Here is an 18,662-nt window from a genome sequence, read left to right on the forward strand (position 1 = left end):
TGCGGCTTACTTATCCACAACTATAGGGCAGCCGCTAGGGTTTGGGTAGTCGGAAATTCAAACCGCTAAATAAAGGGTCAGGCCAGATGCGCTGCAACCTTCCTTTGATGCGGCGCAGTGCGGTGTTCAAACAGGTAGATCCCTTGCCATGTTCCAAGCACAGGCCGACCCTGCGACACCGGAATCGTCAGCGAAACCGGCAAGAGCGCAGCCTTGATATGCGCGGGCATATCGTCCGGGCCTTCATAGGTGTGCCTCAGGTAGGACATGGCGGGGTTGTCTGACGGTGGAACCAGCCGCTCGAAAAACGCCTGAAGATCGGTTTGAACCTCGGGGTCCGCGTTTTCCTGGATCAGCAATGAGCAGGAAGTGTGGCGAACGAACAGAGTCAAAACCCCATCCGTCTCTAACCGTTCAAGCCATTGCAGCACATCAGACGTCAATTCGTACAGCCCCGGCCCTTGGGTGTGCAAAACGAATTCAGTCTGCATCGTGACTATCCTGCGCGTTTGTCAGTCATTGAAGAACGGTCGATAGTTACACCGTGCATTCGCACCTTGTACAGATTCACTGTTACCGGGCTGAAAACCGAACGAAACAAAGCTGCTTGGTTGCACATCAACGGACTGAGGCTGCTTAATCGAAAACTGAACTGCTGTTCTGCGCCCGGTGGTGACGCTGGGCCCGTATCCTCGCAACACATAAACCCGGTCCATCCAACCCAACCCCAAGGTCCGGCGCGCATAATCCGCGGCCGCGCACCAATAGCCTTCGACACGCTTGTCACCGCGCGGGATGACCTCGAAATCAGTGGCGTTGATGGGTTCTGTTCGAAATCCATTCGGCGCAGCATCTGCGGTCATGGGGATACTGAGGGTCAAGGCGGCCAGCGCGGCGAAGGTATATGACTGTTTCATGGTAATCTCTTCCCTGATTGCTTGGTCCAAAGGATGGTCTCCAGATAGGTTAGACGAACTTCACCGCGCGCACAGGGTGCCTCACGATCAATTCAGCCCGCCTGGTACATAGCGTGATCCGGCGTGAGCCAGCCTTGACAACGGATCAGCGGGCGCAAGCCCGGCGTCGCAGAACAATGCGTCACTTATGGGAAAAGGAGCGTGCCGGGGAGCCCTGAGCAGAGATTGGTGATTTCTCCGAGGCTCTGACCTCATCCCCATGAAGGTCCCGACCCGGCAACAAAGCTGATTTGGACAGCCGTGCGTTTAACTTCATGCGCGTTCCGGTCAAAACCTTTCGAGAACTTGCCAACACGTGATGCTCGCGTGCAAAATCCTTCTTGCCAAAAGCCAAAGTCAAAAAAGGAACTTCCGTGATAACCTGTTAATGCATTTGAGAACGTAAGGTGTTGTACCACGATGGACGTAGATATCGGCCGACTACATTTTTTGATCCAGGCATTGGATCGCCACGCCGACAACAGTGAACTATCCCAACGGGTATTGAAGCAGGCCGGGCTGCGTCAGCAAGATACCGCGCCCCCTGCCGCAGTTTACAGCGCACATAAAGAGGCACTGTTCATCCGGCACGCCTGTGACGCCGTTGGTGACATCACATTTGCGGCTCGCACAGGGCTCGAGGTCACGTCGGCTTCGACCGTGACGGGGTATATCAGTAAATACTCACGCGATTTGAGGCAGGTGATGGAAAACCTGTCACGCTTTCACGGCATCATCGATCCGGCCATCGGGCTCAGCTTACGTGTTGCCGGCAACTTCGCAGCCCTCGAGGCCGATTGGAAAGATGCCAGCTTTGCCCGCTATCATCGGCGCACGGAATTCCTGCTGTTTGCCGCGCTGGCCAGAATGAGGAACCTCACGCAGGTGAACGTGTACCCGATCGAGATGCGCTTTCAGCACAAAGTTGGAAACCACGTCAAAACCTACGAAAAGCTGGCGGGCTGCCCGGTGATTTTCGGAGCTGAAAAGATTGAAATCATTCTGCCGCTTTCTGCGCTGGAACTGAAGGTGCCGACCTATGATCCCAAGCTGCGGGAGCATTTGCTGGAATACGGTGAACGTCTGCTGGCCGAGAAAACACCCGCCAAGCACAAGACCCGCGCCCGCGTCGAAGGGCTGATCACCCGATCCCTGCCCGGCGCAATCCTGCAAGCCGAAGATGCGGCGGCTGATCTGGGGATGAGCCTCAGAACCTTCAGCCGACGTCTCAAGGATGAAGGCACAAGCTATCGCGATATTGTAGACGATCTAAGGTGTGATCTGGCCCAGACTTTCATCACAAATGGCATGACTCTGTCTGAAATCTCATATGCGCTGGGGTATGCCGATCAGGCGGCTTTTTCGACCGCCTTCAAACGGTGGACAGGTCAGCCGCCCAGCGCCTTCAAGACCCGGGTGGAACACCCCATTCGGACAGCTGGCCGGGGGTCATCAGCCTGAAAAGCCTCGCCCCGGCCTGTCCCATGAGTGGACAAGACCGATATAGAAAGGCACACCGCCCCGGCCTTGCGCATTCGCGCCAACGTGATGCGAGAACCAGCCAATGTGAACGAAAAAAGGCGCCTCTGACGGGCCGCCTTCGTTCTTATTGAACTTTGTTCTTATTGATCCAGGAAAGACCGGAGTTTTCGTGAACGGCTGGGATGCTTCAGCTTCCGCAGCGCCTTGGCCTCGATCTGACGGATCCGTTCGCGGGTCACGCTGAACTGCTGGCCGACCTCTTCCAGAGTGTGATCGGTGTTCATGCCGATGCCGAAGCGCATCCGCAGAACCCGTTCTTCGCGCGGGGTGAGCGAGGCCAGAACCCGTGTGGTGGTTTCCTTGAGGTTTTCCTGAATGGCGCTGTCCAGCGGCAGCACGGCATTCTTGTCCTCGATGAAATCGCCCAGCTGGCTGTCTTCCTCGTCGCCGATCGGCGTCTCCAGAGAAATCGGCTCTTTGGCGATCTTCATCACCTTGCGCACCTTCTCGAGCGGCATCTGCAACTTTTCGGCCAGCTCTTCCGGCGTCGGCTCGCGGCCGATTTCATGCAGCATCTGACGGCCCGTGCGCACCAGCTTGTTGATCGTTTCGATCATGTGAACCGGAATACGGATCGTGCGGGCCTGATCCGCGATCGAGCGGGTGATCGCCTGGCGAATCCACCAGGTCGCATAGGTCGAGAACTTGTAGCCACGACGGTATTCGAACTTGTCCACGGCCTTCATCAGGCCGATATTGCCTTCCTGAATGAGATCAAGGAACTGCAGGCCGCGGTTCGTGTATTTTTTTGCGATCGAAATCACCAGGCGCAGGTTCGCTTCGACCATTTCCTTCTTGGCCTGCCGCGCCTCTTTCTCGCCTTTCTGAACCTGCTGCACGATGCGGCGGAATTCCGAGATGTCCAGACCGACATACTGGCCGACCTGAGCCATATCGTTGCGCAGCTCTTCGACCTTCGCGGTCGAGCGTTCGATGAACATCTGCCACCCACGGCCCGGCTTCTCGGCCATCTCGGCCAGCCAGTTCGGATCCAGTTCACGGCCCCGGTACGCTTCGATGAACTCGCGGCGGTTGATACGTGCCTGATCGGCCAGCTTGACCATCGCGCTGTCCAGAGACATGACACGGCGGTTGATGCCATACAGTTGGTCGATCAGCGCCTCGATCCGGTTGTTGTGCAGGTGAAGACCATTCACCAGTTCGACGATCTCGGCCCGCAACTTCTGATAAGTAGCCTCGTCTTTTTCGCTGAACGTGCCGTCTTCGTTCAGCGTGGCCGAAATCCGGCTGTCCTGCATTTCTGACAGCATCGAAAAGTCGGTCGAGATACGTTCCAACGTGGTCAGGACCTGATCCTTCAGCGCCGCTTCCATCGCGGCCAGCGACATGTTGGCTTGGTCGTCGTCATCGTCATCGTCGTCGTTGTTCAGCGGGTTGCCATCCGCATCCAGCTCGGGGCCGGTATCCTTGGCTGGCTTGTTCGCCTGCACGGCCGAGGTATCGACGACCGGCTCTTCAACGTCACCGTCTTCGTCCAACTGGTTGCCGAACGTGGTTTCCAGATCAATGACATCCCGCAAAAGAATGTCTTCGGACAACAATTCGTCATGCCAGATGGTGATCGCCTGAAAGGTCAGCGGGCTTTCACACAGGCCTGCAATCATCGTGTTGCGACCGGCTTCGATCCGCTTGGCGATTGCGATCTCACCCTCGCGGCTCAGCAGTTCAACCGAACCCATCTCGCGCAGATACATGCGCACGGGGTCGTCGGTGCGATCCAGCTTTTCAGTACCGGAACCGGCCAGCGCAACCTCACGGTTGCTTTCCGCGGCAACCAGTTCGGTCGAGCCTTTGTTCTCTTCTTCTTCGGCCTCTTCATCTTCGATGATGTTGATGCCCATCTCGGACAGCATCGACATTACGTCTTCGATCTGTTCCGAACTGACCTGATCAGGCGGCAACACCTGATTGAGCTGGTCGTAGGTAATGTAACCTTTCTCGCGAGCCTCGGCGATCATCTTCTTGACGTTCGCCTGGCTCATGTCCAGCGAGATTTCCTGTTCCTGCTCGTCGGATTTGCGGTCTTCGTTCGTATCCTTGGCGGCCATTCAATGCTCCTGCAGGGATGGGTGATTCGTCTCAGCCGAATCATTAGCGCGTATAAGTGATTCGGCCACCCGTTTACCCGTTTTTCTTTTCCAGTGCCTTACGAAAACACCACTTATCGGCGTTTCCGCTCGAATTTGATGCCAGACATGATCGCCGCAAACGCGTCTTTCTCGTCACGATTGATTCGCGCCCCATTGTCAGCAATGTCGAAAACGGCCCTATCCTCGTTCTGGCTTCGACTCGCGCGGTTGCGCTCTTCGGCGGCTTGCGCCAGCCGGTATGTCAGCGCCTCATCGGGCAGATCGGACAGTTCCTCTGCCGCTTCGGCAATCTCGGCATCCAACCCCCGGAGCGCTTTGATCTTTGCGAGTTCCTCGGCCAGTGTCATCTCGGCCTTTTCAACGTCGCCTGGCTTGGACACACAGGGGATGACTGCCACATGGCGAAGGGTCAGCAGGTTTTCAAGGGCGTCCGGCCCCATTGATGCGATAATGTGGTCTTTCAGATTGTCCGGATCATCGATCGCGTGACGCAGCACAGCATCGCGCAATGCCGCATAGTCAGGATTGTGACATTCCATTTCTTCCAACTGTTGCTCAAATTGGACAACAACCTTGGGATTCAGAATTGAGATCGCCAGAATGGCGGCTTCACGCAGCTGGATATCCGCGTTTTCCGATGAGGCCAGAAACGAACTGCGCGCGCCCGGCGTCGCGGTCTGCGGCGGCTGCCATTTTCCCCGCGGTTGCCACTGACGGTTTTGTGGTTGTCGTTGTGGGCGAAACAGTTGCCAGCGCAGATCTTTGATTTCCTGACCGTAATGCTGGCGGATCGAGGGATCCCGGATCAGCTTGATCTTGTCCCACAGCGCCTTGTCCAGTGCTGCCTTGCGTTCCGGGCTGTCGAATACCTTTCCTTCGGTCTCGCGCTGCCACAGCAGTTTGACCATCGGCACGGCCCCTTCCAGAACGGCCTTCACGGCCCCTGCCCCTTCGGCGCGCAACAGATCGTCCGGGTCCTTGCCTTCGGGCATCAAGGCAAACCGCAGGGATTTTCCGGCCTCCAGCAGCGGCAGTGCCAGATCAACCGCCCGCATGGCCGCCCGCAGACCCGCGGCATCCCCGTCCAGCGCTATGATCGGTTCATCCGCGATCCGCCAGAGCAGTTGCAACTGATGTTCCGTAATGGCCGTTCCCAAAGGCGCAACCGACGCGCCAAACCCCGCCTCGGCCAGCGCGATCACGTCCATATACCCTTCGGCCACGATCAGCGGCTGCCCCTTGCCCGCCGCCTGCCGCGCAGGACCTTGATTGTAAAGGCTGCGCCCCTTGTCGAACAACTCGGTCTCGGGCGAGTTCAGGTATTTCGCGTTGTCATTCGGGTCCATCGCGCGGCCACCGAACGCAATGCAGCGCCCACGCGGATCACGGATCGGGTACATGATCCGATTGCGGAAAGTGTCATAGGGTTTTTTGCCTTTGTTTGAAGGCTTGGCCAGCCCGGCGCCAAGGATCAGCTCCTCTTGGATGCTCTTGCCGCGCAGGTGATCCCAAAGCGCCTGCCAACCGTCAGGAGCAAACCCGATCTCCCACCGATCCAGCGCGCTTTGATCCAAACCCCGGCGCGACAGGTAATCCCGTGCCTCTGCGCCCGCCGCTGTTTTGAGCTGCAAGCGGAAAAACTGCACCGCCTGTTCCATCACATCGGCAAGCTGACTGCGGCGATCCTGCTTTTCCTGCGCTTTCGGATCGCGCGCAGGCATCGGCATGCCAGCCTCGCGGGCGAGGATTTCCACCGCTTCGATGAACGAAACATTCTCAGTCTCTTTCACGAAGCTGATCGCGTCGCCCTTGGCGTGACAGCCGAAGCAGTAATAAAACCCCTTCTGATCATCGACATGGAATGAGGCTGTCTTTTCGTGATGAAACGGGCAAGGCGCCCACATGTCACCCTTGCCTTGATTGGATTTGCGCTGATCCCACATCACCTTGCGCCCGACGACCTGAGACAGGCTCAGGCGGGTGCGCAGTTCATCCAGAAATCCGGGGGGCAGTGACATGGATCAAACCTGACAGAAACAGGAACGCGCGCCAAGGGTATGACGCGCGTTTGTCCACAGGGAAATGATGGTGCTGTGGATTATTGCTGCAAACACAGCTCAAGCCAAGCGGCGCCCAGATCCTTTTTGCGCACATCGCGCATCTTTTGTTCATAAACCCACGGCGTGATCAGCGGAATCGCGGCATTGTAGTTCTCGGGCCATGTCGGGCCACTATCCGCCACGGCTTGCGCCACATCGCGTTCTTTCACACGGTCCAGCCGCGCCTTTTGGATCGCAGCCACCACATCCGCCTGATACTTGCAGCTTTGCTCCTTAGTTTCCTGAGCGGCCAAAGGGGTGGCCAGCAAAGCCGCGACAATGGCTATACGCAACATGGAGGTCTCCGGGATTCGTTTCTCTGAGTGTCTATTATCCGTCAAACTAACGGGCCGCCATCGACATTCAAGCCGCAGCGCGCAGCGGCGGGGCGAAATGATCACCCCGCCCGCCTGATTCAGAGCCCCTTGGCGCGATAGCTTTTGGCCACGCGGTCGATCGCCACGATATAGGCCGCAGTACGCAGGTCTTCGACATCGTCGCGGCTGTGCCACACTTCACGCATCGACTGGTAGGCAATACGCATCGTGTCGTCGAGGCCCGAGCGCACCAGTTCAAGCTCATCAGCACCTTTGAGGTATTTGGCCTTGAAGTCCGGCGACATCGACCACGCGTCACCCAGGTAACGGTCCAGCCGCTCCAGCTCGCTGACGATCAGTTCATGCCGCGCCTCTTCCTGGCGGCGCTGCATCCGGCCGAAACGAATGTGGCTGAGATTCTTGACCCATTCGAAATAAGACACCGTCACACCGCCTGCGTTGGCATACATATCCGGGATGATGATGGTGCCTTTCTTGCGAAGAACCTCATCCGCGCCAGCGGTGACCGGGCCATTCGCGGCCTCGATGATCAAAGGGGCCTTGATCCGTTCCGCATTGGACAGATTGATGACACCCTCCAGGGCAGCCGGGATCAGGATGTCACACTCGGCCTCCAGAACGCTTGCGCCTTCCGCTGAATGAGTCGCGTCCGGATAATCCTTGACGCCGCCATGCTTGACGATCCACTGGCGGACGGCTTCGACGTCGATACCATCCGGGTTATAGAGCGCACCGTCCCATTCGATGATACCGACAATGCTTGAACCGTCTTCCTCGCTCAGAAACTTCGCAGCGTGATAGCCCACGTTGCCGAGCCCCTGCACCACGACGCGCTTTCCATCCAGCTTGCCCGACAGGCCAGCCTTCTGGACGTCTTCAGGGTGACGGAAAAACTCGCGCAGAGCGTATTGGATTCCGCGTCCGGTCGCCTCGACCCGCCCGGCAATGCCACCTGCGTTCAATGGCTTACCGGTCACACAGGCACGCGCATTGATGTCGGTGGTGTTCATTCGCGCGTATTGGTCGGCCATCCAGGCCATCTCGCGCTCGCCCGTGCCCATGTCGGGTGCCGGAACGTTTTGCGACGGGTTGATCAGATCCCGCTTGGCAAGCTCATAGGCAAAGCGTCGCGTGATCTGTTCCAGTTCGTGTTCTTCGTATTTCCGCGGATCGATGCAAAGCCCGCCTTTCGATCCGCCGAACGGTGTTTCGACAAGAGCACACTTGTAGGTCATCAGCGCAGCCAGCGCTTCGACCTCATCCTGGTTCACCGCAGTAGCATAGCGAATGCCGCCTTTGACCGGCTCCATATGTTCGGAATGGACGGACCTGTACCCGGTGAAGGTATGGATCTCGCCGCGCAGGCGTACACCGAACCGAACGGTGTAGGTCGCGTTGCAAACCCGGATCTTCTGCTCCAGCCCCGGCGGCAGTTCCATCAGGGCGGCCGCCCTGTTGAACATCAGGTCAACACTCTCGCGAAAGCTTGGTTCTTGGATGCCGGTCATAAAATCCTCCGTACCGCTGGATGACGAAACGTCACGACGTTTTGTCGCACCACTCAAGTCTGGCTGCAATCAAACAATGCACTTTTTTTCATCACCTTCTTAACAGAGACTTGAGCTTCTGATGGTGAGTCGCCCAATCCGGTCAATCGCTTAACGGATTGTCTTCATTTCATCGACAGACCATGGGAAAACGTGAAAATTATACCCCCTGAGCGCCCAAAAAGGCCAAAACCAAGCCTTTTTCGCCCAATTCACGCCACGTTTGAAAACTAAATTTAACCGGAATTTCCTTTCTTTGACGCACGACTTGTATGTGCGAGGCGGAGTCATCAAATGATAATTTTCTCGCTTCAGAACGACGGCTCGAAGCCGAAACACAAGATTTCCCGGTTGCGGCTGTTTTCCCGAGAAGAAGACGGCACTTTTACGATATTCACCCTGCTCATTTTGATCCTGATGCTGGCCATCACCGGAATGGCGATGGATCTGATGACGTACGAGCGCGACCGGGCCAGCCTGCAATCCACGCTGGACCGCGCGGTGCTTGCTGCCGCGGATCTTGACCAGAAACTGCCGCCCAAGGACGTTGTCGACGCCTATATGGAAAAGGCCGGGTTGGGCCATCTTGAGAAAACCGTGACCGTCACCGAAGGGTTTGGCTCGAGAAAAGTGGCCGCGACCGCCAATGCCGTTGTTCCGACGCGTTTCATGAGGTTCGGAAAAGTTACCGAACTGAATATGAAAGCGGCAAGCACCGCCATAGAATCCATCGGGTCCGTCGAAATATCGTTGGTTCTGGACATGTCCGGGTCCATGTCACGGTCTTCGGCGACCGCCGGAAAATCGAAGATCGATGTGTTGAAGACTGCGGCGAAAGGTTTTGTCACGAAAATGCTTGAGGAATCGGGCGAAACAAAGATTTCGATGTCAATCGTTCCCTATGCCACGCAGGTCAATGCCGGGCAGGATATCCTGGGCAAATTCACCAACGTGACCTCAGAGCACAACTATTCCCATTGCGTGAACTTTTCTTCGGGGCAATTTGGGTCTGCAACCCTTGATCCCACTACCTTTTATCAGCGCACCGGACATTTCGATCCATGGCGTTACACGCGAGCAACTGTAAACGGCCGGACGACTGATGGCGAACCTCCTGCCTACCTTGTTTGCCCCGTTCGCACAGGCAGTGAGATTACAGCCGTCACCGACAACGTCCAATATCTGCACAATCGTATCGATGCCCTGACCGCAAGCGGCAACACATCCATTGATGTTGGCATGAAATGGGGCGTCGGCATGCTGGATCCTTCATTCAAGCCCGTGATCAACACCCTGGCCACCGAAAACAAGGTGCCTGCCAAATTTGCCAATCGCCCGGAATCTTACGACTCGGACGTGCTTAAGGTCGTGATCGTAATGACTGACGGGCAAAACACCTCGCAGTACATGTTGGACCCGTCGGTTCGCAGCGGACAGACTGACGTCTGGTTCAATCCAGAATTTGAACGCGCGGATGGCAGTAAAGGTGAGTACAGTATTCGCTACTACCATGACCCGCAGGGGAACAATCCGGACCGGTGGGTTTGGATGCAACACACCGAAGAAAACGGCAACTACGTTACCGCAGAACATCCTTTCGGCAATCCACCGAATGAAAATCCGACAAATGAAGAAGTTGGAACTGCCACCCGTCTTTCGTATCCAGAACTGTTCAATCGGGCTTCGCTGTGGTGGAACGCCAAGAACAACTTCTACTGGCAAAGCAACCACGAGAATAACTGGTACTACAGCCTAAGGAAGTCAGTGGGATCGTCCACAAAGAACGCGCGCACGGCCAGTATCTGTGGCGCCGCCAAAGACAAGGGTGTCATCATCTATGGCATCGCTTTCGAGGCCCCCACCAGCGGCTTGAACACCATCAAGTCCTGCGCAAGCTCGGACAGCCATGTACACAATGTAGCTGGATTGGATCTGGACAAGGCGTTTACAGCGATTGCTTCGTCCATCCGCAAATTGAGGCTGACGCAATGATCCGCAAGTCACTGTCAAAACTCCGTACTTTCAAGCGATCCGAGTCCGGGAACGCGACGATCGAATTTGTCATGATCATTCCGTTTTTCCTGGCATTCATTGGTATCGGTGGAGAGATGTCACTGATCACCACCAAGCACGCCGCGCTGGAACGTGGTGTTGACTTGGTCGTTCGGGATATCCGTCTTGGCACAGGCACCAACTGGAGCCACGATGTAATCAAGGACCGGATTTGCGACATTTCCGGTATCAAGAATTGTAAAACCAACCTGCGGCTGCAAATGCTCCGCCAGAACGCATTCAATGGCATCGTGCTTTCGGACGAAATACCCTGCACCGACAGTTCCGAAGACCCCAAACCAGTGCTCGACTTCAAAAGCGGGGCCTCGAACGAGTTGATGATTTTGCGTGCCTGCCTGCGTATCGATCCGGTTCTGGAAAGCTCGATCATCGCAAACACGGTTGTCGACGAAAGCGGCCACTATGCAGTGACCGCAACGACCGCATTCGTGCAGGAGCCACGGTAAAGCTATGTCTGTATTCAGAAACGTGAAAAACCGCATCAAGGCCTTCAAGCAGGACGAAAGTGGCATTCTGACCGTCGAGGCCATCATGATCTTCCCGCTGTTGCTGTGGACGATTACGTTTACGTTCACCGCATTCGAGGGGTTTCGTCAAAGCGCGTCAAACCTGAAGGCCGCCTATACGGTCAGCGATCTGATCTCACGTGAATCGGCCGCTGTGACGGATGTCTACATCGACTCACTTCACGAACTCATGGGCGAAATGATCAACAACCGGTCTGAAGTGCGCATGCGTGTCTCGCTGATCCGGTTTGACGTGACTGACGACCGCCATTACGTGGATTGGTCGACCGTGCGCGGCTATGACACGGAATGGAACAACAACAACATCCAGGAAATCGCAAACCGCCTGCCGCCAATGCCGGATCAGGACACGGTCATTCTGGTGGAAACGTCCAACGAGTATATTCCCCAGTTCAAACCCGGTTGGGATCTGGCGACCGGCATTAACTTTCAGAACTTCATCTTCACCCGTCCCCGCTTTTCCACCAAGGTCGCCTGCAACCTAGTGCGCCCTCCGGTCGTCTGCGTGGATAATGGCGCTTAGAACCTCTGACATGAACTTGGCCTCGGCGGCAGACGTCATGCCGCCCACGCCGACCCGGTGACCGATCCGCCACCACAACCCGGGCGCCCATTGTTTCGTATCTTTGTGCTTGGTACGAACCAGGAAGCCGTTTGAAGGCTTGAATGCAAACGCACCGCGATCCACCGATTCAATATCGTCCACTTTTGCGATCACCTGGCCTGACCCGGTACGCAATTCCGACTGAGTCAGCTCGATATGGTCCTGGGTCGCCTGCCAAACGCGATAGGCCAGCCAAAGCGACGCGCCACCAACGGCAAACAGAAAAACCTGCCACACCGGTTCTGGCGGCGATGCCAAAGCAACATATGTAACCAGCGCACCAACCGTCGACAGCATCCCTACTCCGGTCCACCGTCTGGGGGATGACGCCTGAATCGTTGCCAGCACTTCGTCCTGCATGGATGTCTCCTGTCCGTTCAGCTTCGGCTTAGCGATTTTCCGGGGGAAACAACAGGGGCTTGGTTGTGCCGCAAATTTGCACAGCCCCGGTTAGTTCACGCAAATTGACCGCATTCACGCAGAGGTTACATGCTGATCAAACGAACCGGAGGCCAACATGTCCCTTAGACCCACACTGGAAACACGCAGGGCAACCCCGACGATGGAAGGGGCTGGCGTGAAACTTCACCGCGCGTTCGGGTTTCAGGACCCGTCCGAACTTGATCCTTTCCTGCTGTTCGACGACTTCAGGAACGAACGCCCGCAGGACTATCAGGCCGGTTTTCCCTGGCATCCGCATCGCGGGATCGAGACGATCACTTATGTTCTGGCCGGATCGGTCGAGCATTCGGATTCGCTGGGCAACACCGGCACTCTGGGCGCCGGTGACGTGCAATGGATGACAGCGGGGTCTGGTATTCTGCATCAGGAGATGCCGCAGGGAAACTCCTCGGGGCAGATGCACGGATTTCAGCTTTGGGGCAACCTGCCTTCGGATCAGAAGATGACTGCCCCGCGCTATCAGGATGTTCAAAGCAAGGACATCCCCGAGGTCACTGATGACGACGGCACCACCGTTCGGGTGATTGTCGGAGAGTTCTGGGGCAAAACCGGCCCCGTGGACGGCATTGCGGCAGACCCGCAGTATCTGGACATCTCGGTCCCCGCAGGTGTGAAAAAGACGTTCCGCATCGACACTTACCGCCGAGCCTTCGCCTATGTCTTTCAAGGTCAGGCCGCCTTTGCAGATGCATCACGCCCGTCCGGTGTGCTGCTGGAGAAAGAGGTCGCCGGGCAAGAGGTGAACATCCGGGATATGTCGGGTGACCGCACGCTTGTCCGTTTCGGAACGGGGGACGAAATCACCGTTCAGGCTGGCCCCGAAGGCGTGCGGTTTCTGCTGATCTCGGGGGCTCCGATCAATGAACCCGTCGCATGGCACGGGCCCATTGTGATGAACACGCGGGCCGAACTTGAACAAGCCGTTCGGGACCTGCGCAACGGGACCTTCATTCGCCCTGCGCACTGACACTGTGACGGTCTGGCCGTTTCAGGCCGTCACCGCCTTATGCACCATGTTCCAATAAATCTGTTCGACCTCGTCCAGTGACAGCCGCCCTCCGGACCTGTACCAGGTCATCACACCGTTCAACATGGCAATCACCGCCAGCGTGGCGATCTTGGTGTCCGGTATCGCAAACTGACCAGCCTGCTGGCCAGAGTGAAGGATGTCTTCCAACGCGTTTTCGTACTGACGCCGAAGATCTTCGATTTCGGCGAAGTTTTCGGGTGAGAGGTTGCGCAGCTCCATATAGGCGATGAACACCTCGTCAGGGCGTTGCAGGTGGAAACGAATGTGAAAACCGACAAATCGGCGCAACGCTTGCTGGCAGTCATCGCAGCGCTCCAGCGCGTTGAGCGCTGAAAGCAGATCCTGCATATGTTCCCGCATCAACCGGTACAGCAAACTCTGCTTGTCCGGCGTGTAATTGTACAAAGCCCCTGCCTGAACGCCGACCTCTTTCGCGATCTGCCGCATCGAAACCGCCGCATAGCCGTGGCGGGCAAACAGGTTCAGGGCCGCCTTTCGGATGCGCGGACCTGTGATATCAGAGTGGGAGCCTTGAGTACGTGCCATGCGCCCACAGTATCTGAACAAACGTTCATATAGAACCCCGCTTGATCGACGCCGGCAAAAGGTGCATCACGAAAGGACCAACGAAACCGAAAAGCGTGCCACATGAAACTGCTGCCTGTTCTGCCTATTATTCTTGTGTTTGCCGGGTGTTCAGACTTTCCCGAACTTGAAGGCAGCGAACCGGCCTCGGTCAAATCGGCCCCCTACCCGCGTCTTGTTCCGGTGCAGGAAACGTTGGGGCCTTCGATTGATCCCGTCAGCCAGGCCGCAGAGGTGGAAGAAGACCTGACGCGGCGCAGCGAGGCGCTGGCGAAAAAGGCCCAGGCGCTGCAAAACGCGCAAACCAACTAAAGCGCGGCATTTCACGCCTACAATCCCCCAGTGACGGATTGCACCCTTGGCCTGAACCCGATAAGGCAGCGCTGATCGGGCGGGCGTCCGAAATCAGACAAGTTTCGAGCGGAAAGGAACCCACGAAATGACACAGGCACTGCGGCTGGGAATTGCGGGCTTGGGAACTGTCGGCGTGGGTGTCGTCAAGATTGTCCGCCGCCATGCAGATTTGCTGAAGGCGCGCACGGGCCGGTCGATTGAAATCGTGGCCGTATCTGCGCGGGATCCAAACAAGGACCGTGGCGTGAACCTGTCGGATTATGCGTGGGAAACCGACCCGGTTGCGCTGGCAAAACGCGACGATATCGATGTCTATGTCGAACTGATGGGCGGAGAAAACGGCCCTGCCAAAGCCTCGGTCGAAGCCGCGCTGGCCAGCGGCAAAGACGTCGTGACTGCCAACAAGGCATTGCTGGCCATTCACGGGCAGGAATTGGCCGAACAGGCCGAAGCCGCAGGTCGCGTCATCCGGTTTGAGGCCGCGGTCGCGGGCGGTATCCCCGTAATCAAATCCCTGACCGAAGGACTGGCCGGAAACGAGATCACGCGCGTGATGGGCGTGATGAACGGCACCTGCAACTACATTCTGACCCGGATGCAATCGCAGCGTCAGGGCTACAACGCTCTGTTCGACGAATGCGCCGAACTTGGGTATCTTGAGGCCGACCCCAATCTGGATGTCGGTGGCATCGACGCCGCGCACAAACTGGCCTTGCTGGCCTCTATCGCTTTTGGCACCAAGCCCAATTTCGACGGGATTGAGATCGAAGGCATTCAGCAAATCAGCCTCGACGATATCGACCAGGCCGAGGATATGGGCTTTCGCATCAAGCTGCTGGGCGTGGCACAGCGCACCGCGCGCGGGCTGGAGCAACGCATGCAGCCTTGCCTTGTGCCCAGCGACTCGCCGTTGGGTCAATTGGAAGGCGGCACCAACATGGTGGTGATCGAAGGCGACGCGGTGGAACAGGTTGTTCTGCGCGGCCCCGGCGCAGGCGAAGGCCCGACCGCCAGCGCCGTGATGGGCGACGTCTGTGATCTGGCACGCGGGTTGCAAATCCCAACCTTTGGCCGACCGGCCAAAACGCTTGAGGCTGCGGCCCCCGCCGTCACGGGCCTGCCTGCGCCTTATTATCTGCGGCTGGGCCTTTTGGACAAACCGGGCGCCCTGGCCAAGGTTGCAGCCATTCTGGGCGATGCGGGTGTTTCCATAGACAGGATGCGCCAGTATGCCCATGCCGAAAGCACGGCGCCTGTGTTGATCGTTACCCACAAAACCACCCGCGCCGCGCTGGACGTTGCGCTGGACGGTTTCCGGGAAACGGATGTGGTCGCCGGTGCCCCCGTCGCATTGCGGATTGAAGAGGTTTGAACTTGCGGCCTGCATGAAACGCAAGCTATGCCCATAGAAACGGCTTAAATGACCAGAGGATACTGAACAATGAGTGCTGCCAAAACCGATTTCAACGACCGCCTGCTGTCTCTGGGGCTGGCAAGGGTGGCGGAACAGGCTGCGCTGGCCTCGGCTTTTCTGGTTGGGCGAGGTGACGAGAAAGCCGCCGACCAGGCCGCCGTGAATGCAATGCGCGAACAGCTGAACATGCTGGACATTGCTGGCGTCGTGGTGATCGGTGAAGGAGAACGCGACGAAGCTCCGATGCTTTATATCGGCGAAGAAGTCGGCACCGGAAACGGCCCCGGCGTGGACATCGCGCTGGACCCGCTGGAAGGCACAACGCTGACCGCAAAGGATATGCCCAACGCGCTGACCGTGATTGCCATGGGCCCGCGCGGCTCGATGCTGCATGCGCCCGACGTCTACATGGACAAGCTTGCCGTTGGTCCGGGCCTGCCCGAGGGCGTCGTCAGTCTGGACATGTCTCCACGCGAACGGGTGGAAGCCTTGGCAAAGGCCAAGAACTGCAAGCCTGCGGACATCACCGTCTGCATTCTGGAACGCCCGCGTCATGAAGCCATGATTGCCGAAGTGCGCGAAACCGGAGCATCGATCCGCCTGATCACCGATGGTGATGTGGCTGGCGTCATGCATTGCGCGGAAAGCGAAGTGACCGGTATCGATATGTATATGGGCCAGGGTGGCGCCCCCGAGGGGGTGTTGGCTGCTGCTGCGCTGAAATGCATGGGCGGGCAGATCTTTGGTCGTCTGTTGTTCCGCAACGATGACGAACGAGGCCGTGCCGCCAAGGCAGGCATCACCGATCTGGACCGGGTCTATTCGCGGGACGAGATGGTGACTGCGGATGTGATCTTTGCCGCAACGGGTGTGACCGGCGGTTCTCTGTTGCCGCGCATCAAGCGCGAGCCGGGTTGGGTGGAAACCACGACGCTGCTGATGCGTTCAAAAACCGGGTCCGTACGCCGCATGTCGTATCGCACCCCCACGTGGCCGCATGATAACGCCTAACGGCTTGCGCCGTTGCCTCCGGCGGGAGTATTTGGGAAAAGATGAAGAGGCCGGGTCCGAAAGGATCCGGCCTTGGTTCATAAGGGGCAGGCAATGGGTTTTCTTGGCGTAGAACAATCACTGACCGTGCGGCGCTGGGTTGGCCCGGAAGCCGAGTTGGAACGGGCTGCCGAGATGATGACTCAACAGACCGACCTGCCGCGTGCGGTATGTCAGGTTCTGGCCCGTCGTGGCGTGCCGGTCATGGAGGCGCGCGGCTTTCTGGACCCCAAGCTCAAAGAGCTGCTGCCCGATCCTCGAGACATGAAAGACATGGAAGTCGCGGCCGCACGCTTCCTGGACGCCGTACGCCGTCGCGAGAAGATCGCGGTGTTCGCGGATTACGATGTTGACGGCGGCAGTTCTGCCGCGCTGCTGTTGGTCTGGCTTCGGCAGATGGGCTTGCAGGCGACGCTTTATGTGCCGGATCGGATTGATGAGGGATATGGTCCGAATGTTCCGGCAATGCGGGAACTGGCAACCAGCCACGACCTGATCATTTGCGTCGATTGCGGTACGCTCAGCCATGAACCGATTGCCGCAGCCACGGGGGCGGACGTGATTGTTCTGGATCACCACCTCGGCGGCGAAACCCTGCCGGACTGCGTTGCCGTCGTGAATCCCAACCGGCAGGATGAAAGCGGCGATCTGGGCTATTTCTGCGCGGCGGGTGTCGTGTTTCTGATGCTGGTCGAAGCTGGGCGCCAATTGCGCGCGGCGGGCGCAAAGGGGCCCGACCTGATATCGATGCTGGACCTGGTGGCCCTGGCAACCGTAGCTGACGTCGCGCCTTTGATCGGTGCCAATCGCGCCCTGGTTCGACAGGGCCTGAAAGTGATGGCGCAAAGGCAACGCCCCGGACTTGTCGCATTGTCCGATGTCTCGCGCATGGATACGGCGCCCAACAGCTATCACCTGGGTTTTCTGCTTGGCCCCCGCGTGAACGCAGGCGGTCGCATCGGGCAGGCCGATCTGGGTGCCCGCCTGCTGAGCACGGATTCCCTGCACGAGGCACAGGCCCTGTCCGAACGTCTGGACGCGCTGAACACAGAACGCCGGGATATCGAAAACGCCGTGCGCGCCGCCGCGATGGAGCAGGCCGAAGGTCGCGGACTCGACGCGCCACTGGTCTGGGCCGCCGGTGAGGGCTGGCATCCGGGGGTGGTGGGCATCGTGGCGTCTCGATTGAAAGAAACCGCCAACCGTCCGGCCATCGTGATCGGTTTTGACGGTGATGAGGGCAAAGGCTCGGGGCGTTCGGTCTCGGGCGTGGATCTGGGGGCGTCGATCCAGCGGCTCGCGGCCGAAGGGTTGCTGGTCAAGGGCGGTGGTCACAAGATGGCTGCTGGACTTACCGTCATGCGCGACAAACTGGAACCTGCCATGGAACGTCTCAGTGAACTGCTGGCAAAACAAGGCGCAGGTCAGGGCGGCCCGGCGGATATGAAGCTGGACGGTGCTCTTATGCCCGGTGCCGCAACAGTGGAGTTGGTCGAACAGATCGAACAGGCCGGACCGTTTGGTGCCGGAGCCCCTGCCCCGCGATACGCGATTCCGGATCTACAGGTGCGTTTTGCCAAACGTGTGGGGGAAACGCACCTGAAGCTATCGTTGTCCGATGGCATGGGTGGTGGGCTGGATGCGATTGCCTTTGGTGCCTTTGACGGTCCGATGGGCGAGAAACTGTCAAATCATGGAGGCGCGCGCTTTCATTTTGCAGGCAGGCTTGAGGTGAATACCTGGGGTGGACGGCAATCCGTGCAGCTCAGGCTCGAGGACGCGGCAGAGGCAAATTGACATCTCGCTCTGACCGCGCAAAAAACTTTCAAGTCCCTGCGTTTTTCGGCTTGCGGGGGTCACGGTGAAACCGTAAAAGGCCCCCCACAAGCCAGCGTGGCCCGTTCGTCTATCGGTTAGGACGCCAGGTTTTCAACCTGGAAAGAGGGGTTCGATTCCCCTACGGGCTACCA

General features: G+C 58.0%; 17 protein-coding genes and 1 tRNA gene. 10 read left to right on the forward strand and 8 right to left on the reverse strand.

The features are described from left to right. Window positions 1-77: 77 nt before the first annotated feature. Window positions 78-491, reverse strand: coding sequence for a secondary thiamine-phosphate synthase enzyme YjbQ (locus tag AC2FFD_RS11200; protein WP_496873088.1), 414 nt, complete (start codon window positions 489-491; stop codon window positions 78-80). 21 nt (window positions 492-512) lie between these two features. Then, window positions 513-917, reverse strand: a complete 405-nt coding sequence (locus AC2FFD_RS11205; protein ID WP_170346536.1) for a hypothetical protein — start codon at window positions 915-917, stop codon at window positions 513-515. Window positions 918-1,376: 459 nt separating this feature from the next. Between AC2FFD_RS11205 and AC2FFD_RS11210 the strand changes: the two genes are divergently transcribed. After that, window positions 1,377-2,417, forward strand: coding sequence for a helix-turn-helix domain-containing protein (locus tag AC2FFD_RS11210; RefSeq protein WP_496873089.1), 1,041 nt, complete (start codon window positions 1,377-1,379; stop codon window positions 2,415-2,417). Between the two features lie 161 nt (window positions 2,418-2,578). Here the strand turns inward: AC2FFD_RS11210 and rpoD are convergent, their stop codons facing one another. From rpoD to AC2FFD_RS11230, 4 genes are all read right to left on the reverse strand, one after another. Beyond that, a complete protein-coding gene (gene rpoD / locus AC2FFD_RS11215) occupies window positions 2,579-4,567 on the reverse strand; it encodes an RNA polymerase sigma factor RpoD (protein WP_496873090.1) in 1,989 nt (662 codons plus the stop codon). Window positions 4,568-4,680: 113 nt separating this feature from the next. Further along, window positions 4,681-6,627, reverse strand: coding sequence for a DNA primase (gene dnaG, locus AC2FFD_RS11220; RefSeq protein ID WP_496873091.1), 1,947 nt, complete (start codon window positions 6,625-6,627; stop codon window positions 4,681-4,683). Between the two features lie 80 nt (window positions 6,628-6,707). Further along, entirely contained in the window at window positions 6,708-7,004 is a 297-nt protein-coding gene (locus tag AC2FFD_RS11225; RefSeq protein ID WP_152457544.1) for a hypothetical protein, read from the reverse strand. A 119-nt stretch (window positions 7,005-7,123) separates the two neighbouring features. Further along, window positions 7,124-8,554, reverse strand: coding sequence for a Glu/Leu/Phe/Val family dehydrogenase (locus tag AC2FFD_RS11230; protein ID WP_257600432.1), 1,431 nt, complete (start codon window positions 8,552-8,554; stop codon window positions 7,124-7,126). Between the two features lie 333 nt (window positions 8,555-8,887). On the opposite strand from AC2FFD_RS11230, the gene AC2FFD_RS11235 reads away from it, so the two are divergent. From AC2FFD_RS11235 to AC2FFD_RS11245, 3 genes are read left to right on the forward strand one after another with little or no spacing between them, the layout of a single operon-like run. Next, entirely contained in the window at window positions 8,888-10,585 is a 1,698-nt protein-coding gene (locus AC2FFD_RS11235; protein WP_480684651.1) for a pilus assembly protein TadG-related protein, read from the forward strand. Then, a complete protein-coding gene (locus tag AC2FFD_RS11240; protein WP_170346530.1) occupies window positions 10,582-11,112 on the forward strand; it encodes a TadE/TadG family type IV pilus assembly protein in 531 nt (176 codons plus the stop codon). Before AC2FFD_RS11235 ends, AC2FFD_RS11240 begins: the two co-directional genes overlap by 4 nt. Before the next feature lie 4 nt (window positions 11,113-11,116). Then, window positions 11,117-11,716, forward strand: a complete 600-nt coding sequence (locus tag AC2FFD_RS11245; RefSeq protein WP_425078004.1) for a TadE/TadG family type IV pilus assembly protein — start codon at window positions 11,117-11,119, stop codon at window positions 11,714-11,716. Here AC2FFD_RS11245 and AC2FFD_RS11250 read toward each other — a convergent pair. Further along, the gene (locus AC2FFD_RS11250) at window positions 11,675-12,157 is read right to left on the reverse strand and encodes a hypothetical protein (protein ID WP_257600428.1); all 483 of its coding nucleotides are present in this window, start codon (window positions 12,155-12,157) and stop codon (window positions 11,675-11,677) included. The two genes, AC2FFD_RS11245 and AC2FFD_RS11250, sit on opposite strands and share 42 nt — an antisense overlap. A gap of 157 nt (window positions 12,158-12,314) precedes the next feature. On the opposite strand from AC2FFD_RS11250, the gene AC2FFD_RS11255 reads away from it, so the two are divergent. Continuing rightward, window positions 12,315-13,226, forward strand: coding sequence for a pirin family protein (locus AC2FFD_RS11255; RefSeq protein WP_496873092.1), 912 nt, complete (start codon window positions 12,315-12,317; stop codon window positions 13,224-13,226). 21 nt (window positions 13,227-13,247) lie between these two features. Here AC2FFD_RS11255 and AC2FFD_RS11260 read toward each other — a convergent pair whose 3' ends face one another. Further along, complete coding sequence (locus AC2FFD_RS11260) at window positions 13,248-13,835, reverse strand: TetR/AcrR family transcriptional regulator (protein WP_152457537.1); 588 nt, start codon at window positions 13,833-13,835, stop codon at window positions 13,248-13,250. Window positions 13,836-13,937: 102 nt separating this feature from the next. Between AC2FFD_RS11260 and AC2FFD_RS11265 the strand changes: the two genes are divergently transcribed. From AC2FFD_RS11265 to AC2FFD_RS11285, 5 genes are all read left to right on the forward strand, one after another. Then, a complete protein-coding gene (locus AC2FFD_RS11265; RefSeq protein WP_496873093.1) occupies window positions 13,938-14,186 on the forward strand; it encodes a hypothetical protein in 249 nt (82 codons plus the stop codon). Window positions 14,187-14,313: 127 nt separating this feature from the next. Beyond that, a complete protein-coding gene (locus AC2FFD_RS11270) occupies window positions 14,314-15,600 on the forward strand; it encodes a homoserine dehydrogenase (RefSeq protein WP_170346525.1) in 1,287 nt (428 codons plus the stop codon). Between the two features lie 69 nt (window positions 15,601-15,669). Then, window positions 15,670-16,653, forward strand: coding sequence for a class II fructose-bisphosphatase (gene glpX, locus AC2FFD_RS11275; protein ID WP_170346524.1), 984 nt, complete (start codon window positions 15,670-15,672; stop codon window positions 16,651-16,653). Window positions 16,654-16,746: 93 nt separating this feature from the next. Continuing rightward, on the forward strand, window positions 16,747-18,489 hold the full coding sequence (gene recJ / locus AC2FFD_RS11280) for a single-stranded-DNA-specific exonuclease RecJ (RefSeq protein ID WP_496873094.1): 1,743 nt from the start codon (window positions 16,747-16,749) through the stop codon (window positions 18,487-18,489). A 98-nt stretch (window positions 18,490-18,587) separates the two neighbouring features. Next, window positions 18,588-18,662, forward strand: a tRNA-Glu gene (locus AC2FFD_RS11285).

This window comes from Ruegeria sp. YTSC002, from assembly GCF_059609845.1.